Genomic DNA, 15,865 nt, shown 5'->3' on the forward strand with positions numbered 1-15,865 from the left:
AATATTGCGTTAACAAATAATGAAGTGGACATATTTGTCAATTTAGGTGGTACCGCGGATAAAAAACAACCTCTATCCGTCCTATATTTTTAGGACGTTATAGAGGTTTTTAAATTTATATTGGAGGATAAAGATGAATAAAATTGCATTTATCGGAGCCGGTTCAATGGCAGAAGCGGTGTTTGCCGGATTAATACAAACGAATTTTATCGATAAACAACAAATTTACGTATCGAATAAAGAAAATGAGGCACGTTTAGAAGAAATTCGCCAAAAATATGGTGTCAATGGAACGACCAACAAAAAAGAAGCGATAAAAGATGCGGATATCGTATTTTTAGCGATGAAACCACATGATATGGAACATGCCTTAATCGAAATAAAGGATTATGTAGAAACAGATCAATTATTTATTTCTGTTATTGCCGGAAAATCGACATCATTTATACAGGAAGTATTAGGAAAAGAAGTAGCAGTAATTCGTTCTATGCCAAATACGTCCGCAACGATTGGGCAATCCGCAACAGCAATTGCAAAAGGAGCGTTTGCTACAGATCAAGATATTCAGATTGCTGAAAAAATATTTGCTTCTATTGGAACAGTTACCGTCGTAGAGGAAGAGGAAATGCATATTGTAACAGCGATATCTGGTAGTGGTCCAGCGTACATGTATTATATTGTTGAAGCGATGGAAAAAGCAGCAATGGAAGCAGGGTTAACGAAAGAAACGGCCCAACAATTAATTGCCCAAACTTTAATTGGTGCAGGAAATATGTTACAACAAAGTGAGCTTTCCCCAAGTCAACTACGCATCAATGTTACAAGTCCAAATGGAACGACTGCTGCAGGTTTAGAAGCATTACAAGCATATAAAGTAGATGAAGGGTTCATCGCCTGTGTACATCGAGCGAAAGAACGTTCAGAGCAATTAGGAAAAGAACAATAAACTTCTACTAGCGACTCCAACAGGAAATGGTCGCTAGTTTTCTTTTTCAATGATAAATTGATCCCCTAACAATAACCAATTTTGTGGAAAACTTAAACCAAGCTTCCAATAGGCAATTCCTCGTAATCCATAGTGACGAATCAAATTAAATTTAGCTTGAATACTTCGCGCATCTTCAAACCAAACAATATGTTCCCGTCCATTTTCATCTACATATTCAAAAAAAGGTGCTTGTGCTGTTGTATCATATTGTATTTGTACTTTATGTTCTAACGCAATTTGTAATGCTTGTTGGGGACTTAATGCTCGTGCAAATGATTCTCCTTGAACGAAGGGCAATGTCCAATCATATCCGTATAAATTTTGTCCGAGTAAAATTTTCTCTTTCGGTATTTCCGTTAAGGCATATTGAAGGACCCTTTCTACTTCATTAATCGGTGAAACGGGAAGAGGTGGTCCTGCACTATACCCCCATTCATATGTCATTAAGACGACAAAATCATTTATTTCCCCTTGTCTTTGATAATCATGTGCTTCATATAATAAACCTTGCTGTGTGGAACTTGTTTTAGGTGCAAGTGCAACAGACAGTGTAATCCCCTTTTCATGTAAACGACTTTGTAGTTTTTCCATAAAATTATTATATGCTTCGCGATCTTCTGGACGAATAAATTCAAAGTCCATATGTACATCTTGAAATCCGTCTTTTACGGCACTGTTTACGATATGGTCTATGAAATTTTGCTGTACAGCTTGTACGGTTAACAAAATATGAGCGAGTTCTGTACTAAATGCCCCATCTTCAATATTGGAAACAACAAAAGCAAGTTTTGTATGATGTTGTTTGGCAATGTCTATAAAACGATTTAATGGTGGTGCCGTAAGCGATCCATCACGATTGGCACGATAACTAAATGGTGCTAAATAGGTTAAAAGCTCACTATTGTTTTCGGCTGCAATTTCTAAAGGTTGGGAGACGGTATCTCCTATCGGTTCTATATACCCGAATGATGTCAGTACACTTTTTTCCCTTGGTGGAATATATAAGCGAAATCCAATAGGAAGCGGCATATTTATTTGTACTCGATTCATTCGAGCTAATTGTTCAACAGATAACTGAAAACGTTGACTAATCGTATATAAAGAATCATTCGGCTGGACAAAATAATATTGCCCAAAAATCGGAATGACAAGTGCTTGCCCGACTAATAAATTTGGTGTCGGTAATTCATTTGCCTCTGATATAGAAAAAACAGAAGTACTATACAAATTTGCAATAGAAAACAATGTTTCACCTTGTTGCACGACATGAATTTGCAAAAGTAACTCCCCCTCATTGAAAAATATGCTATTGTTAATATATGAAAATGAATAAAAAAAAGAAGTGACAAAAGATGAATAAAGACGAAAAATTTATGAAAGAAGCATTAGAAGAAGCAAAAAAAGCGGCTTTACGAAATGAAGTACCAATTGGAGCAGTTGTCGTTTATAACGATGAAATTATTGCCAGAGGCTCTAATATTCGTGAGGAAAGTGAAACAACTTTATCTCATGCAGAGCTAGTAGCAATAGAACAGGCAAATAAAGTAATTGGTAGTTGGCGTTTGGAGGATTGTACACTATATGTCACATTAGAACCATGTGTGATGTGTGCTGGTACGATTGTTCAATCCCGAATGAAACGAGTTGTATATGGCGCGATAGATCCAAAAGGTGGTTGCGCTGGTACTTTAATGAATTTGCTCGATGAATCCAGATTTAATCATCAAGTCGAAGTCACCTCAGGTGTATTAGAGGAAAATTGTCGTGTTTTGTTGCAAGATTTTTTTAAACAATTACGCAAGAAAAAAACGTCGTATTAATGATTACGACGTTTTTTTCTGAGCTCTTTTTCGATACGTAATCCAAGAGAAAATAAGCCCTTTGTTTTTTTCATTTCTTCTTCTTTCTTCTGTTAAATATTGTTGTCGTTCCTTATAATTCATTTCACGTAGTGCTTCTTTACGTTTTTGTCCAGATGCAATGGCATAGACAAAAATAACGACAGGTAAGGCAAGACTTAATAGAAGTAAATGTAGAGAACTAAATTCCACTGCTGGTACATATTCTTTTAAAAAGATTGGTCCAATGGCAACTAAAGAAAACACACTTGCTCCATAAACGAGTGCCATGAATGAAATGCTTGATAATGGTAACATGGAAAAAATAATAGATCCTAACACCCCACCTATGACACAACATGCTGCTAAAATAGCTGCGGTTGGAACTAACATCTGATCGCCAAACATGAGGCTTTCTCCATTTACTAAAAATAGATCAAATTGGTAGGAACCTAAAAGAATAAGTCCGATAAACACGCCTGTAATGATAACGATTAATAATCCTGTTACAATGATATTGAAAACAATTTGAATGGCGTATAAAATTGTACGACCAGCGAATTGAAATATAGCAAATTTAGATAAAAAGGCAAAAATACCAAAAATTAAAAATAAGGCGATAAATCCGATTAAATAAATACTATAATCTACGAGTGCTTCTGCAAATTGTCCTGTCATGTATGTAACCCCTTTTTAAATTCCCGAGATGTTTTTTAGTGTAACAAACATTACGTATTATGAATATAGATTTTGTGAAAAATAATACTTTAGTGTGAGATATAATAGGATAGATTAGATATTTACAAGTATGTTTTATAGGAATAAATAAGTGGAAAAAGGTGGAATGTTTGTATTCATTGCATTTTATCTGTCAAACACGTATAATAATAAATGCCGTGCTAGGTGGGGAGGTAGCGGTGCCCTATCACTTGCAATCCGCTATAGCAAGACTGAATTCCCTTCTTAGGTATGGTGACTTTATGGTCTGCCTTAAGGAATTAGTGTTGACGTATAGATCTCACGCAACAGGAACCCATGAACCCTGTCAGGTCCGGAAGGAAGCAGCAGTAAGTGGTCATTCTTGTGTGCCGTGGGGCAACCTAGACCGAGCTATGCACTTAAGTAACGCATAGGGACGTCATATCGATGTTGGGTGCACGGCTTTTATTTTATATTTAAAAGCCGAAGGAAAAGTTAGGGATACCTAGCTTTACATATGTTAAAAGACTTTCGTATGTTATACGAAAGTCTTTTTTGTTGGAAATTTGATAAGTAGAAACAATTCTTTGTACAATCAATTAAAAAAAGAGCTAAGCATATGATCATATACTTAGCTCCTTATTTATATTCTTAACGTAACCCGAGGTTTTTCTCTGCTTCTGCAACGACTTCATCTAATAATTCAGGATGATCCACTAATTTCTTACCGTAAGAAGGAATCATTTCTTTAATTTTATCTTCCCATTGAGGCATTTTTTCTGGGAAACATTTTTCAATAACATCCAACATAACTTTGACAGCTGTGGAAGCCCCAGGAGAAGCCCCTAATAATGCGGAAATGGATCCATCCATACTTGATACGACTTCTGTACCGAATTGTAATGTTCCTTTTCCATTTTCTTCTGTATCTTTAATTACTTGTACACGTTGTCCAGCTACAATGAAATCCCAATCTTCGCTTTTAGCGTTTGGAATAAATTGGCGTAACTCTTCCATACGTTGTTCTTTCGATAACAATAATTGCTGAATTAAATATTTTGTTAAAGACATTTCTTTTGCACCAGCAGCAAGCATTGTAAACACGTTATTTGGCTTCACAGACGTAATTAAATCCATGTTTGAACCAGTCTTTAAAAACTTCGGTGAAAAACCAGCGAAAGGTCCGAATAATAATGATTTTTCATTATCAATATAACGAGTATCTAAGTGTGGTACAGACATTGGTGGTGCACCAACCGCAGCCTTTCCATAAACTTTTGCATGGTGTTGTTCCACCACTTCAGGGTTTTTACAAACCATAAAAATACCACTGACAGGGAATCCACCAATTTGCTTACTTTCTGGAATACTAGACTTTTGTAGTAAATGTAGACTTCCCCCACCAGCTCCAATGAACACGAAGTTGGCACGGTGCTTTTCTACCTTACCTGTTTGTGTGTTTTTCACTTTTACTTCCCAAAGTCCTTCAGGAGTACGTTTCACATTGTTCACTGTATGATTGTAGTGCATTGCAACATCTTGATTTTCTAAATGATCTATTAACATGCGTGTTAAATTACCGAAGTTGACATCTGTTCCATTATTTACCTTTGTAGCAGCAATTCGGTCATTTACATCACGGTCTTGCATTATTAATGGAATCCATTCTTTTAATGTTTCAGCATCCTCTGCAAATTCCATACTCTTAAATAATGGATTTTCTTTCATCGCTTTAAAGCGACGTTTTAAATAATCAATATTTTCTTCCCCTTGTACCATACTCATATGCGGTAATGGCATAATAAAATCTTCAGGGTTTTTAATTAATTGTTTCTTTACTAAATAAGACCAAAATTGTAATGAAACTTGGAATTGTTCATTTACATTAATCGCTTTTGAAATATCGATCGTGCCATCTTCATTTTCTGTTGTGTAGTTTAATTCACAAAGAGCAGCATGACCTGTTCCAGCGTTATTTAATTCATGAGAACTTTCTTCTCCAGGTTTGTCGAGCTTTTCGAACACTTGAATGTCCCATTCAGGAATTAATTCTTTTAAAAGGGTTCCAAGCGTCGCACTCATAATTCCAGCGCCGATTAGGATAACGTCAGTTTTTGATTCATAATTACTCATAGTCGTCACCATATCCTTATCTTTTAGATTTTTTTAGAAAATTGCGCACACAAGATTAAGCGCCACTTCCATAAAAAGGACGCAATTGTCGCAAATTTCTCTTAAATTTTGAATACTATCTCTATACCAATAAACAGTGTAACATAATTCAAAAATACTTTACATTAACATGTACCTTATTATAATTATTTTATAATAAACTCGACTAGTTTGTCATATAAAGTATGTGAAATGTAGAACATAGACCTTTAGAAGTAACAAATAGCACATAATTTGCGTAAATGTTACAATATGTGTACGCAATTTTGGCTAATTTTTTATGAAAATAGAAGGAAAAGTGGAGGGAAATCATGTCATGTATAATGATATTGTCATAATAGGTAGTACAAATATGGATTTAGTAATTAATGTCAAGGAGCGTCCAGCTGGTGGAGAAACGGTATTAGGTGATCGTTTATTTACAAACCCTGGTGGAAAAGGTGCTAATCAAGCATATTCTTGTGCGAATTTAGGTGGAGATATTGCCATGATTAGTGCTGTTGGAGAGGACGTTTTTGGAGAACAGTTATTACATAACTTAGAAAAGGTCGGGGTAAATACGACATGCATCAAACAAATCCCTAATGAATCTTCAGGTGTAGCGCTTATTACGGTAGATGAAAAAGGAGAAAATAGTATTATCGTCGCACCTGCTGCAAATAGAGAAGTAACTCCAGCACTTATAGAAGAATATGAGGCTTATATAAAAAATGCAAAAGCAATCCTGCTGCAATTGGAAATACCATTTGAAACAGTAGAGTTGTCTGTTACATTAGCGAAAAAACATGGCGTATTAGTCTTTTTAGACCCAGCTCCTGCAAGAGAGTTGCCACAGAACGTACTAGAAAATGTTGATTATATTTTACCGAATGAAACAGAGTTAGCACAAATTACAAATATGGAAGTAAAAGATAAAAAAACGGCGATCGAAGCGAGTAAAAAACTACTAGCACAAGGTGTCAAAACAGTGATTGCAAAATTAGGAAAAGATGGTGTAGTGATTTGTTCGAATGACAATGAACGATACATTCCTGGTGAAAAAGTAACAGCAGTTGATACGACAGGTGCTGGAGATGCATTTGCCGGTGCTTTTATCTCACAAATTGTAGCTGGAAAAACGGTAGAAGAAAGTGTTTCTTATGCTAATATTGTCGGTGCATTAACCGTGACGAAGGTTGGTGCACAAGCAGCAATGCCTACAAAAGAAATGGTAGAAAACTTCATGAAAGAGAGAGCATAAATAAAATGAAAAAGGTAATTTTAGATGTAGATACAGGAATTGATGATGCATTAGCAATTGCTTATGCAACAAAATCAAAAGATTTAGATGTTTTAGGATTAACAACGACGTTTGGAAATGTTCAAGTAAAAGATGCTACAAGAAATACACAATTTATTTTACAAATGTTAGAAAAGGACATTCCTGTTTATGAAGGTTCGGATAGACCATTAAATCAACAAGAACCATATTTAGCAGTGGCACAAAAAGTGCATGGTATCGATGGGTTAGCGAATCAATTAGAAGCATATGATGTCGTTACAGAGGAAAGAAAAACAGGAGAAGCAATTTCATTTATTATTGATACAGTAAAAAAATACCCAAATGAAGTAACATTAATTTTTGTTGGGCCATTGACAAACTTAGCGAAAGTATATGAACAGGCTCCTGAGATTGCAACGCTCGTGAAAGAAATTATTGTAATGGGTGGTGCTGTGACAGTGCCTGGAAACGTTCGTCCACATGCGGAAGCAAATATATTTTCTGACCCTGAAGCAGCAAAACGCGTTTTACAATCGAATTTGCCAATTACTTTAGTTGGCTTAGATGTTACTATGCAAACATTGTTATCACGTGATGAAGTGAAAAAATGGGAAAAAACAGATTCAGCGGCGTCGAAATTTTTTGCTAACATAACAAATTATTATATTGATTTTTATGAAAGTTTTTCCCCTGGAATTGGTGGTTGTGGCTTACACGATCCATTAGCAATTGGCAGAGCAATTGATGCTACGTTCGTTCAAACGAAAGCGATGAATGTAGATGTCCATTTAGATGAAGCATTACGTGGAAATACGTTTGAAACAGAAAAATCAACGAAAAATACATCTGTTAGTTTAGAAGTAGATGTTCATCGATTTTTAGATCATTTTGTACAGACAATAAACTTTTAAATAGATACATTAACAGCAATTTCTCTTTGAAGTTGCTGTTTTTTTATACATGTTAAAAGAAAGGTAGACAGCTAATTTTCAAACAATTGAAAAAATACGCCAATCGTACTATTGAGTGAAAAAGGTTAAGTATGATACGCTACTGTATGTAAGCGTATACAACATAAGGGAGGAATATGATGCGAAATCGAGGTTACAAATTAGGGAGTATTATTGCAATAATTATGTTATTGTTTTTCAGTTTTTCACCAAATATAACGTATGCACAAACAAATACGGAAGGTGATCCACCTGATAATCCCGGTATTAAAGAGGAACAAACAGATACAGGAGAAAAAGGAATGGTCGTAACTGCCCATCCAGAAGCGACTGAAATAGGGGTAGAAGTGTTAAAACAAGGTGGAAATGCTATGGATGCTGCCGCTGCTATTCAACTGGCATTAAATGTGGTTGAACCACAAATGTCAGGTATTGGTGGTGGAGGATTTATTATGTATTATGATGCGGAAACGAAAGAAGTGTCTGTTTTAAATAGTAGAGAGAAGGCACCAGGTGGTGCGACGGAAGATATGTTTATGGATCCAGAAACCGGTAAGCCATTTCCTTTTGCTGAAAGAGTGGAGAGTGGATTATCTGTTGGAGTACCTGGAACTTTAAAAGGTTTAGAAGATGGTTTAGAAAAGTGGGGAACGATGTCATTAGAGGAGTTAATTGACCCAGCAATTGAATTGGCTGAAGAAGGACATAAGGTTAACTGGGCATTAGCAAATGCGATTGACAGTAATGCAACAAAACTTTCTAAAACAGAAGCAGGAAAGGTATTTGTACCTAATGGACAACCTTTAAAAGAAGGAGACTTATTGGTACAAGAGGATTTAGCGAAAACGTTTAAATTAATTAAGGAAAATGGAACGGATGCTTTTTATAATGGAGAAATTGCAAAGGCGTTAGTTGAGGAAGTGCAAGATAATGGTAGTTCTATGAATATGGAAGATTTAGAACAATATAGTACAGACATGGAAACACCAGTAAAAGGAAATTATAAAGGATATGATATTTATTCCATGCCTCCGCCAAGTTCAGGGGGGTTAGTCGTTATTCAATTATTATCTATGTTTGAACAATTAGATTTAACACAGTGGGATATTCGTTCTACGGAAAAATATCATCATTTAGTTGAAGCGTATCATTTAGCTTATGCAGACCGTGGACAATATATGGGAGATGAAAATTATATCGATGTTCCAAAAAATGGATTAATACATCCGGAATATATTGCAAAACGCATTTCTCTCATTGATCCGAAGAAAGCAAATGATGATGTAGAGCCGGGAAATCCGTGTGAATTTGAAACAGATGAAATAGATGACGTATGTGCAGATTATGCTTCGGTAGATGAAGAGAAACAAGGTGAAAAGAAATCTACAGAGGAAACAGAAGTGAATAATGAGGAAGATGAAAAAGAGGAAACGAATGAGACAAATGAAACAAATGAGTCAAATGAAACAAATGAAACAAATGAATCAAATGAAACAGAGGAAGAAAAAGTAGAAAATGATCAAGAAGAAAAGGAAGATGCTACGAACAATGGTGAAATAAGTGTTGAAAATAATCAAGAAGAAGAGGAAGGACGAGTGGAAGGAGAAACAACACATTTCACCGTAGCAGATCAGTGGGGGAATATGGTTTCCTTTACAACGACAATTGAACAAGTATTTGGTTCTGGTATGATGATTCCGGGATACGGGGTCATGTTAAATAATGAATTAACGGATTTTGATGCAACACCAGGTGGAGCGAACCAAGTGGAGCCGAATAAACGCCCATTAAGTAGTATGAGTCCGACCATTGTATTGAAAGATGGCGAACCATTTATGACTGTTGGCTCACCAGGAGGAACGACCATTATTACGTCTGTCGCGCAAGTTATTTTAAATGTAATTGGGTATGAACAAGAATTGAAAGATGCGATTGAAGAACCAAGATTGTTTTCTAGTGCATATCCATCCATACGTTGGGAGTACGGTGTTCCAAGTGACGTAAGGGAAAAAATGGTTGAGATGGGCCATGAATGGGAAGAACAAAATGTAGAAATCGGAAATGTAAACAGTTTATTAATAAAAGATAATAAGTATTATGGGGCAGCAGATTCTACTAGAGAAGGGGTAGCAATTGGCCTTACAGAAGCAGACTATGCGGAAGAAATAGATGTAACGAAATTAGAAGAAATATTAAAAGACATCGAAAAATTAAATGAATCAGATTATACGAAAGAAAGCTGGGAGAAGTTGGACGCTGCGATAAAATCTGCTGAAAAACTTTTATCAGATGAAGAAAAAACACAAGAAGATGTGGATGCAACATTCGAAAAGGTAAAAGAAGCGATGAATGAACTGGAGAAAAAACAGGAAGAGGTAGAAGAGGTAGATAAATCAACATTAGAAAAAGAAATCAAACAAGCGGAAGAGTTAAATGAATCAGATTACACAAAAGATAGCTGGGAAAAATTTCAAACAGTATTAAAAAGTGCTCAAACTGTTTTAGAAAAGGAACAAGCAACGGAGGAAGAAGTAAATGAAGCGTTAACGGCACTTAAAGAAGCAGTAAAACAATTGAAGCTAAAAGATGAGCAGGAAACGAATGGGGAAGCAGATAAAGGAGATTCAAACTTAAATAACGATGAACCAATAACAGATGAAAATAATGCTGAAACTACCATTGTAAAGAATGACAACGATGATTCAAATAAAAAAGGTGGAATTCTACCGAATACAGGCACAACAATGTTTAATATATTATTGATTGGTGCTGTTCTCCTAGTAGTTGGTATAATTTTATTCGTGATTCGTAAAAGAAACGTTTCATAGGATGTATTTATTTTAAACCTAAGATAAAGTGTTAGAAATGGATAACTAACGCTTTATCTTAGGTTTTTTTAATATAACAGAATAAAGTAAACTTTCACACAAATAAAATGAACAATATTCTGAAAAATCCCTCTAATTCTTAATAATTGATAATTATTTTAAATGTTAGTAGAATGAAAAAACATGTACAAAAAAATTCTCGAAAGGAATGTAAGCGTTATGATATTGGATTTTTTAAATTGGTTAGTCGGTCCACTAAATGATTTTATATGGACTTATATACTTATCGCGGTTTTATTAATTTTAGGGGTGTATTTTACGGTACGAACAAAATTTGTACAAATTCGTTTGTTTAAAGAAATGTTTCGTCTTATTGTGGAGAAGAAAGAAAATGATGATGGAGTTTCTCCCTTCCAAGCATTTACTATTAGTGCCGCTTCACGAGTAGGGACAGGAAATGTAACAGGAGTGGCTCTTGCAATTGGGGTTGGTGGACCTGGAGCTGTTTTTTGGATGTGGATTATCGCTTTAATTGGAATGGCAACCGCATTTATAGAGAGTACATTAGCTCAAGTGTACAAAGTAAAAGATGGTGACACATTCCGTGGTGGACCAGCTTATTACATGGAAAAGGCATTAGGTATGCGTAAACTTGGAATTGTTTTTGCAATTCTGTTAACGTTATCATTTGGATTTATTTTTAATTCCGTTCAATCGAATACAATAAGCCAATCATTCGGAGATGTCTTCGGTATTCCAAATTGGGTAATTGGTTTAATATTAGTCGTATTAACAGGAATTATTATTTTTGGTGGAGTGAAACGTATTGTAAAAGTGACAGAATTAGTCGTACCAATCATGGCAACATTTTATATTTTAATAGCACTCTTTATCGTAGTAATGAATATTTCACAAATTCCCGCTGTCTTTAATTTAATCATAAGCCATGCATTTGGAATGAAAGAATTTATCGGTGGTGGAATTGGTGCAGCGATGATGGAAGGAATTCGTCGTGGGCTATTTTCTAACGAAGCAGGAATGGGAAGTGTGCCTAACGCAGCTGCGACAGCGAATGTTTCACACCCTGCCAAACAAGGATTAGTGCAAAGTTTAGGTGTGTTTTTTGATACAATCATCGTCTGTTCGGCAACAGCTTTCATTATTATTTTAGCGGACATTTATGGAACAGGTGAAAAAGATGGTATTCTTTTAACGCAAGCTTCCATGGAATTACATGTAGGAGTATGGGCACCATATTTCGTAGCTATTGCCATTCTATTTTTTGCCTTTAGTTCGATTATTGGAAATTACTATTATGGTGAAACGAATATCGAGTTTATCAATGCAAACAAAGCATGGATGAACGTTTATCGTGTTTTAGTATTAGTCATGGTGATGTTTGGTGCATTAGCACAAGTAAGTGTAGTATGGAGCATGGCAGATTTATTTATGGGACTGATGGCAATAATAAACTTAACAGTGATCATGTTGTTAGGAAAAGTGGCCTCCCAAGTGCTAGATGACTTCACCGTACAACGTAAAAAAGGACTAAACCCAGTATTTAAAGCATCAAGTATTCCGGGATTAAAAGGTGCGGAATGTTGGGAAGATAAAAAATAAATAATGGGGACGTAAGTTAGTTTACAAACTAGCCTATTTACAGGAAACAACTGCTGCTGATGATCATTTAGTCTATGAGCTTGATGGTACGATGATGGGAGGAAACATTCGTACGAGTGAAAGACGGATGCTTGGAAGATAAGTTTTTTTACAAGTATTCTTACATCTTTTACGGTATAATAAACGACTAGGTATACGTTTATTAAAGGAGATTGAAACATGAGTACGGACAATTTTTGGCTAGCTTTACCGAAGCCGTTTTTTATATTAGCACCGATGGAAGATGTGACAGATGTAGTGTTTCGTCATGTAGTAGCGAAGGCAGGTCGTCCAGATGTATTTTTTACAGAGTTTGCAAATACGACGAGTTATTGCCATCCAGATGGTACAGAAAGTGTGCGAGGTCGTTTATTATTTACCGAAGACGAGCAACCAATTGTTGCTCATATTTGGGGAGATAACCCGGACTATTTTCGTGAAATGAGCATCGGAATGAAAGAAATGGGCTTTAAAGGTGTCGATATTAATATGGGATGCCCAGTTCAAAACGTAGCGGCGAAAGGCCGTGGTGCAGGGTTAATTAATCATCCAAAACGGGCAGCTGACATTATTCAAGCTACTAAAGAGGGTGGGCTACCAGTAAGTGTGAAAACACGTATAGGTTATACGGAAATAGAGGAATGGCGTACTTGGCTAACCCATATACTCCAACAAGATATTGCTAATTTATCTATCCACCTTCGTACCCGAAAAGAAATGAGTAAAGTAGCGGCACATTGGGAATTAATTCCGGAAATAAAACAATTAAGAGATGAAATTGCACCAAATACGTTACTTACGATTAATGGGGACATCCCTGATCGTCAAACGGGACAAGCGTTGGTGGAAAAGTATGGTGTGGATGGCGTAATGATTGGCCGTGGCGTATTTACAAATCCATTCTGTTTTGAAAAAGAACCGAAACAACATACGGCATTAGAACATTTGCAATTATTGATGTTACAACTTGATTTACATGATCAATATGAAAAAATTGAACCGAGACCATTTAAACCATTGCTTCGATTTTTCAAAATTTATATACGTGGGTTCCATGGTGCAAGTGAATTGCGTCACCGTTTAATGAGCACCAACTCTACAGAGGAAGTACGACAAATTATACAACCATATATGGATGCAGGCATATAAAAGAGGTTGCTATCACTTTAATAAGCGGTAGCAACCTCTCTCTTTATGTTTCGTTTAATTTTTGATAAATATTTAATAATTGGTTTAATTCTTCTTTCGTCAATTTTAAAAACATTTCCTCACGTAATTTATGGCCTTCTTCGTTTGCACGTATGAGTAAGTTTGTCCCTTTTTCAGTAATATCTAATAAAATAATACGTCGATCCTTATCATCTAACGAACGCACTGCTAAACCACGTTTTACTAGTTTTTCACATAAATGTGTAACAGTTGGTGGTGTAAGTCCAAGCTCTCTCGCTATTTGAGAAGGGCGTGATTGTCCATTGGTATATAAGTAGCCAAGTGTAAGAACGTGAGAAACACCTAAATCTTCATTAAATGTTTTGTTCCATTGAATGATTAAACCGTTCGTAAACTTATCCATATTGTGTAAGATTTTGAAAATCGTTTGATCTTGCAATGCCTTCCCTCCTCTACCACCTAATTATAGCAAGTTTTGTAAGTTGATTCTATTTACATTATTGTGCAGAAAATCCACCGTCGATGACAATCTCAGCTCCAGTAATATAACTAGAATCATCAGAAGCTAAAAACAATGCTGCTTTTGCAATATCTTCTGGTTGACCTAAACGTTGTAAAGGAGTGGCTTGAATAAGCTGCTTTAATAAATCTTTTGATGTACTTAAGCTTTGTGTCATCGGTGTTTCGATAATACCTGGGAATAATGCATTCACACGAACACCTTGACGACCGAATTGTATTGCTGCAGCTTTTGAAATAGCACGAACAGCTCCTTTAGATGCAGAATAATGGCTAAACCCTTGTCCAATTTGTGCTGTATAGGATGAAATGTTCACGATGGAACCTTTTCCTTGTTCCGCCATAATTGGTGCGATATGTTTCATCCCAGCAAAAGGACCGAATCCATTAATCGACATCATAAAATCCCAATCCTCTTTCTCAATATCTGTATACGGCTTTTCGGAGGAAACACCAGCATTATTGACTAAAATATCAATGGATCCGAATTTTTCCTTGATATCATGTGCGAATGTTTTCCAAGCTTCGTCTGAAGAAACATCTAGTTTCATACCGTGAACATTTTCTTTTTCACTCGCTTTTGCTAATGCTTCTTCATTAATATCGGCAGCGATGACGGTTGCCCCTTCTGCACGAAATACATCGACCATGCCAGCGCCAATACCTGAAGCTCCACCTGTTATAATTGCAACTTTTCCATCTAATTTACCCATGTAAATCGCTCCTTTTCATATTGAAATGATCATACTACTTCTATATAAATTATTTACATACCCATCATTTCTCTAAAGTCTGGGATTGTAGGGTTACCTAAATAATGACCACCCTCTACTTGAATGGTCTGTCCAGTAATAAATTTAGCCTCATCTGATGCTAAAAATAAGACCGTATATCCAACATCATCTGCTTCACCGTGATATGGTAGAGCATTATATTTTGCAAATGTATTTAATAATTCTTCTGACATATTTCGTTTTGCAGCAGGCGTTAAAATTAACCCTGGTGCAACGGCATTACAACGAATATTATCTTTTCCATATTGTGTGGCAACATATTTTGTTAAATTGACAACAGCAGCTTTTGATGCCCCATATGCAACACGAATTGCATCACTTGCAAATGCAGCCATGGAAGCAGTGTTAATAATGGAACCACCACCAGCTTCTATCATATGTGGAATAGCATATTTACATCCGTGTAGGACACTTTTTACATTAACATTTAACAAACGGTCCCATTCCTCTAAGTCGATATGAACGACATCCAAATCTTTTTGAATATTTGTTACTCCCACATTATTAAAAAGAATATTAATCTTACCGAATGTTTTTATCGTGAAGTCAATGGCTGTTTGGATGGATTCGCCATCTCCAGCATCTAAGAAAATTGCTGCTGCCTCTCCACCTTGTGCATTAATTTCTGCTGCGGCTTTTTTAGCTCCTTCTTCATTAAAATCTGCTAGCACTACTTTAGCTCCCTCTTTTGCTAACAATTTTGCAGAAGCGAGCCCAATTCCTGAAGCACTTCCTGTTAATAATGCTACTTTTTGATCAACTCTACCCATATTTACCACCTTTCCTATATTTTAATTTAAAAATTATTAGACATCTAACTATTCTCAATCTAATGATATGATAGTTCCTTTATCTTTTCAAAAAATATGCCTAGTACATTGTTGTATCCATCCTTCTTATTATGATAATGTAGTGAAAAAATATGATAATTCGTGCATGTAAATAGTCTTTTATTTCCTTTAGTATTTATGTACCACGAAAAATGAG

13 protein-coding genes, 1 other RNA gene and 2 pseudogenes are annotated in these 15,865 nt (G+C 35.8%); 10 read left to right on the forward strand and 6 right to left on the reverse strand.

Features of this window, described 5'->3' with window-relative positions; translation table 11 throughout:
- Positions 1–127 precede the first annotated feature (127 nt).
- Complete coding sequence (proC, locus tag WKT09_RS04390; RefSeq protein ID WP_340414896.1) at positions 128–946, forward strand: pyrroline-5-carboxylate reductase; 819 nt, start codon at positions 128–130, stop codon at positions 944–946.
- Positions 947–979: 33 nt separating this feature from the next.
- Here the strand turns inward: proC and WKT09_RS04395 are convergent, their stop codons facing one another.
- Entirely contained in the window at positions 980–2,266 is a 1,287-nt protein-coding gene (locus WKT09_RS04395) for a glycoside hydrolase family 18 protein (protein WP_340414880.1), read from the reverse strand.
- A 74-nt stretch (positions 2,267–2,340) separates the two neighbouring features.
- Between WKT09_RS04395 and tadA the strand changes: the two genes are divergently transcribed.
- On the forward strand, positions 2,341–2,808 hold the full coding sequence (tadA, locus tag WKT09_RS04400; RefSeq protein WP_340414881.1) for a tRNA adenosine(34) deaminase TadA: 468 nt from the start codon (positions 2,341–2,343) through the stop codon (positions 2,806–2,808).
- Between the two features lie 3 nt (positions 2,809–2,811).
- On the opposite strand, the gene WKT09_RS04405 is transcribed toward tadA, so the two are convergent.
- The gene (locus WKT09_RS04405; RefSeq protein WP_340414882.1) at positions 2,812–3,504 is read right to left on the reverse strand and encodes a hypothetical protein; all 693 of its coding nucleotides are present in this window, start codon (positions 3,502–3,504) and stop codon (positions 2,812–2,814) included.
- A gap of 216 nt (positions 3,505–3,720) precedes the next feature.
- Between WKT09_RS04405 and ffs the strand changes: the two genes are divergently transcribed.
- Positions 3,721–3,987, forward strand: an RNA gene (ffs, locus tag WKT09_RS04410) — signal recognition particle sRNA large type.
- A gap of 189 nt (positions 3,988–4,176) precedes the next feature.
- Here the strand turns inward: ffs and WKT09_RS04415 are convergent.
- Positions 4,177–5,658, reverse strand: coding sequence for a malate:quinone oxidoreductase (locus WKT09_RS04415; protein ID WP_340414883.1), 1,482 nt, complete (start codon positions 5,656–5,658; stop codon positions 4,177–4,179).
- Between the two features lie 355 nt (positions 5,659–6,013).
- On the opposite strand from WKT09_RS04415, the gene rbsK reads away from it, so the two are divergent.
- The 7 genes and pseudogenes from rbsK to WKT09_RS04445 all read left to right on the forward strand — a co-directional run bounded on the left by rbsK (position 6,014) and on the right by WKT09_RS04445 (position 13,544).
- Positions 6,014–6,937, forward strand: a complete 924-nt coding sequence (rbsK, locus tag WKT09_RS04420; RefSeq protein ID WP_340414884.1) for a ribokinase — start codon at positions 6,014–6,016, stop codon at positions 6,935–6,937.
- Between the two features lie 5 nt (positions 6,938–6,942).
- Positions 6,943–7,869 carry a nucleoside hydrolase gene (locus WKT09_RS04425; RefSeq protein ID WP_340414885.1) on the forward strand — a complete coding sequence of 309 codons (927 nt, stop codon included), beginning with the start codon at positions 6,943–6,945 and terminating at the stop codon, positions 7,867–7,869.
- Positions 7,870–8,048: 179 nt separating this feature from the next.
- Positions 8,049–10,256, forward strand: a pseudogene (gene ggt / locus WKT09_RS04430) (gamma-glutamyltransferase); the annotation flags it as partial.
- A 51-nt stretch (positions 10,257–10,307) separates the two neighbouring features.
- Positions 10,308–10,472 (forward strand): annotated as a pseudogene (locus tag WKT09_RS13770) (hypothetical protein); the annotation flags it as partial.
- Between the two features lie 9 nt (positions 10,473–10,481).
- Entirely contained in the window at positions 10,482–10,736 is a 255-nt protein-coding gene (locus WKT09_RS13775; RefSeq protein ID WP_445323979.1) for an LPXTG cell wall anchor domain-containing protein, read from the forward strand.
- 219 nt (positions 10,737–10,955) lie between these two features.
- Positions 10,956–12,356: an alanine/glycine:cation symporter family protein gene (locus tag WKT09_RS04440; protein WP_340414886.1), complete on the forward strand. Its 1,401-nt coding sequence runs from the start codon at positions 10,956–10,958 to the stop codon at positions 12,354–12,356.
- A 219-nt stretch (positions 12,357–12,575) separates the two neighbouring features.
- Entirely contained in the window at positions 12,576–13,544 is a 969-nt protein-coding gene (locus WKT09_RS04445; protein WP_340414887.1) for a tRNA dihydrouridine synthase, read from the forward strand.
- A 43-nt stretch (positions 13,545–13,587) separates the two neighbouring features.
- On the opposite strand, the gene WKT09_RS04450 is transcribed toward WKT09_RS04445, so the two are convergent.
- The 3 genes from WKT09_RS04450 to WKT09_RS04460 are packed head-to-tail and all read right to left on the reverse strand — an operon-like array spanning position 13,588 to position 15,648.
- Positions 13,588–14,004 carry a MarR family winged helix-turn-helix transcriptional regulator gene (locus WKT09_RS04450; RefSeq protein ID WP_340414888.1) on the reverse strand — a complete coding sequence of 139 codons (417 nt, stop codon included), beginning with the start codon at positions 14,002–14,004 and terminating at the stop codon, positions 13,588–13,590.
- 58 nt (positions 14,005–14,062) lie between these two features.
- Positions 14,063–14,797 carry an SDR family NAD(P)-dependent oxidoreductase gene (locus WKT09_RS04455; RefSeq protein WP_340414889.1) on the reverse strand — a complete coding sequence of 245 codons (735 nt, stop codon included), beginning with the start codon at positions 14,795–14,797 and terminating at the stop codon, positions 14,063–14,065.
- A 53-nt stretch (positions 14,798–14,850) separates the two neighbouring features.
- The gene (locus WKT09_RS04460; RefSeq protein WP_340414890.1) at positions 14,851–15,648 is read right to left on the reverse strand and encodes an SDR family NAD(P)-dependent oxidoreductase; all 798 of its coding nucleotides are present in this window, start codon (positions 15,646–15,648) and stop codon (positions 14,851–14,853) included.
- Between the last annotated feature and the right edge of the window lie 217 nt (positions 15,649–15,865).

It is taken from the genome of Pseudogracilibacillus sp. ICA-222130 (assembly GCF_037892545.1).
Classification (GTDB): domain Bacteria; phylum Bacillota; class Bacilli; order Bacillales; family Amphibacillaceae; genus Pseudogracilibacillus.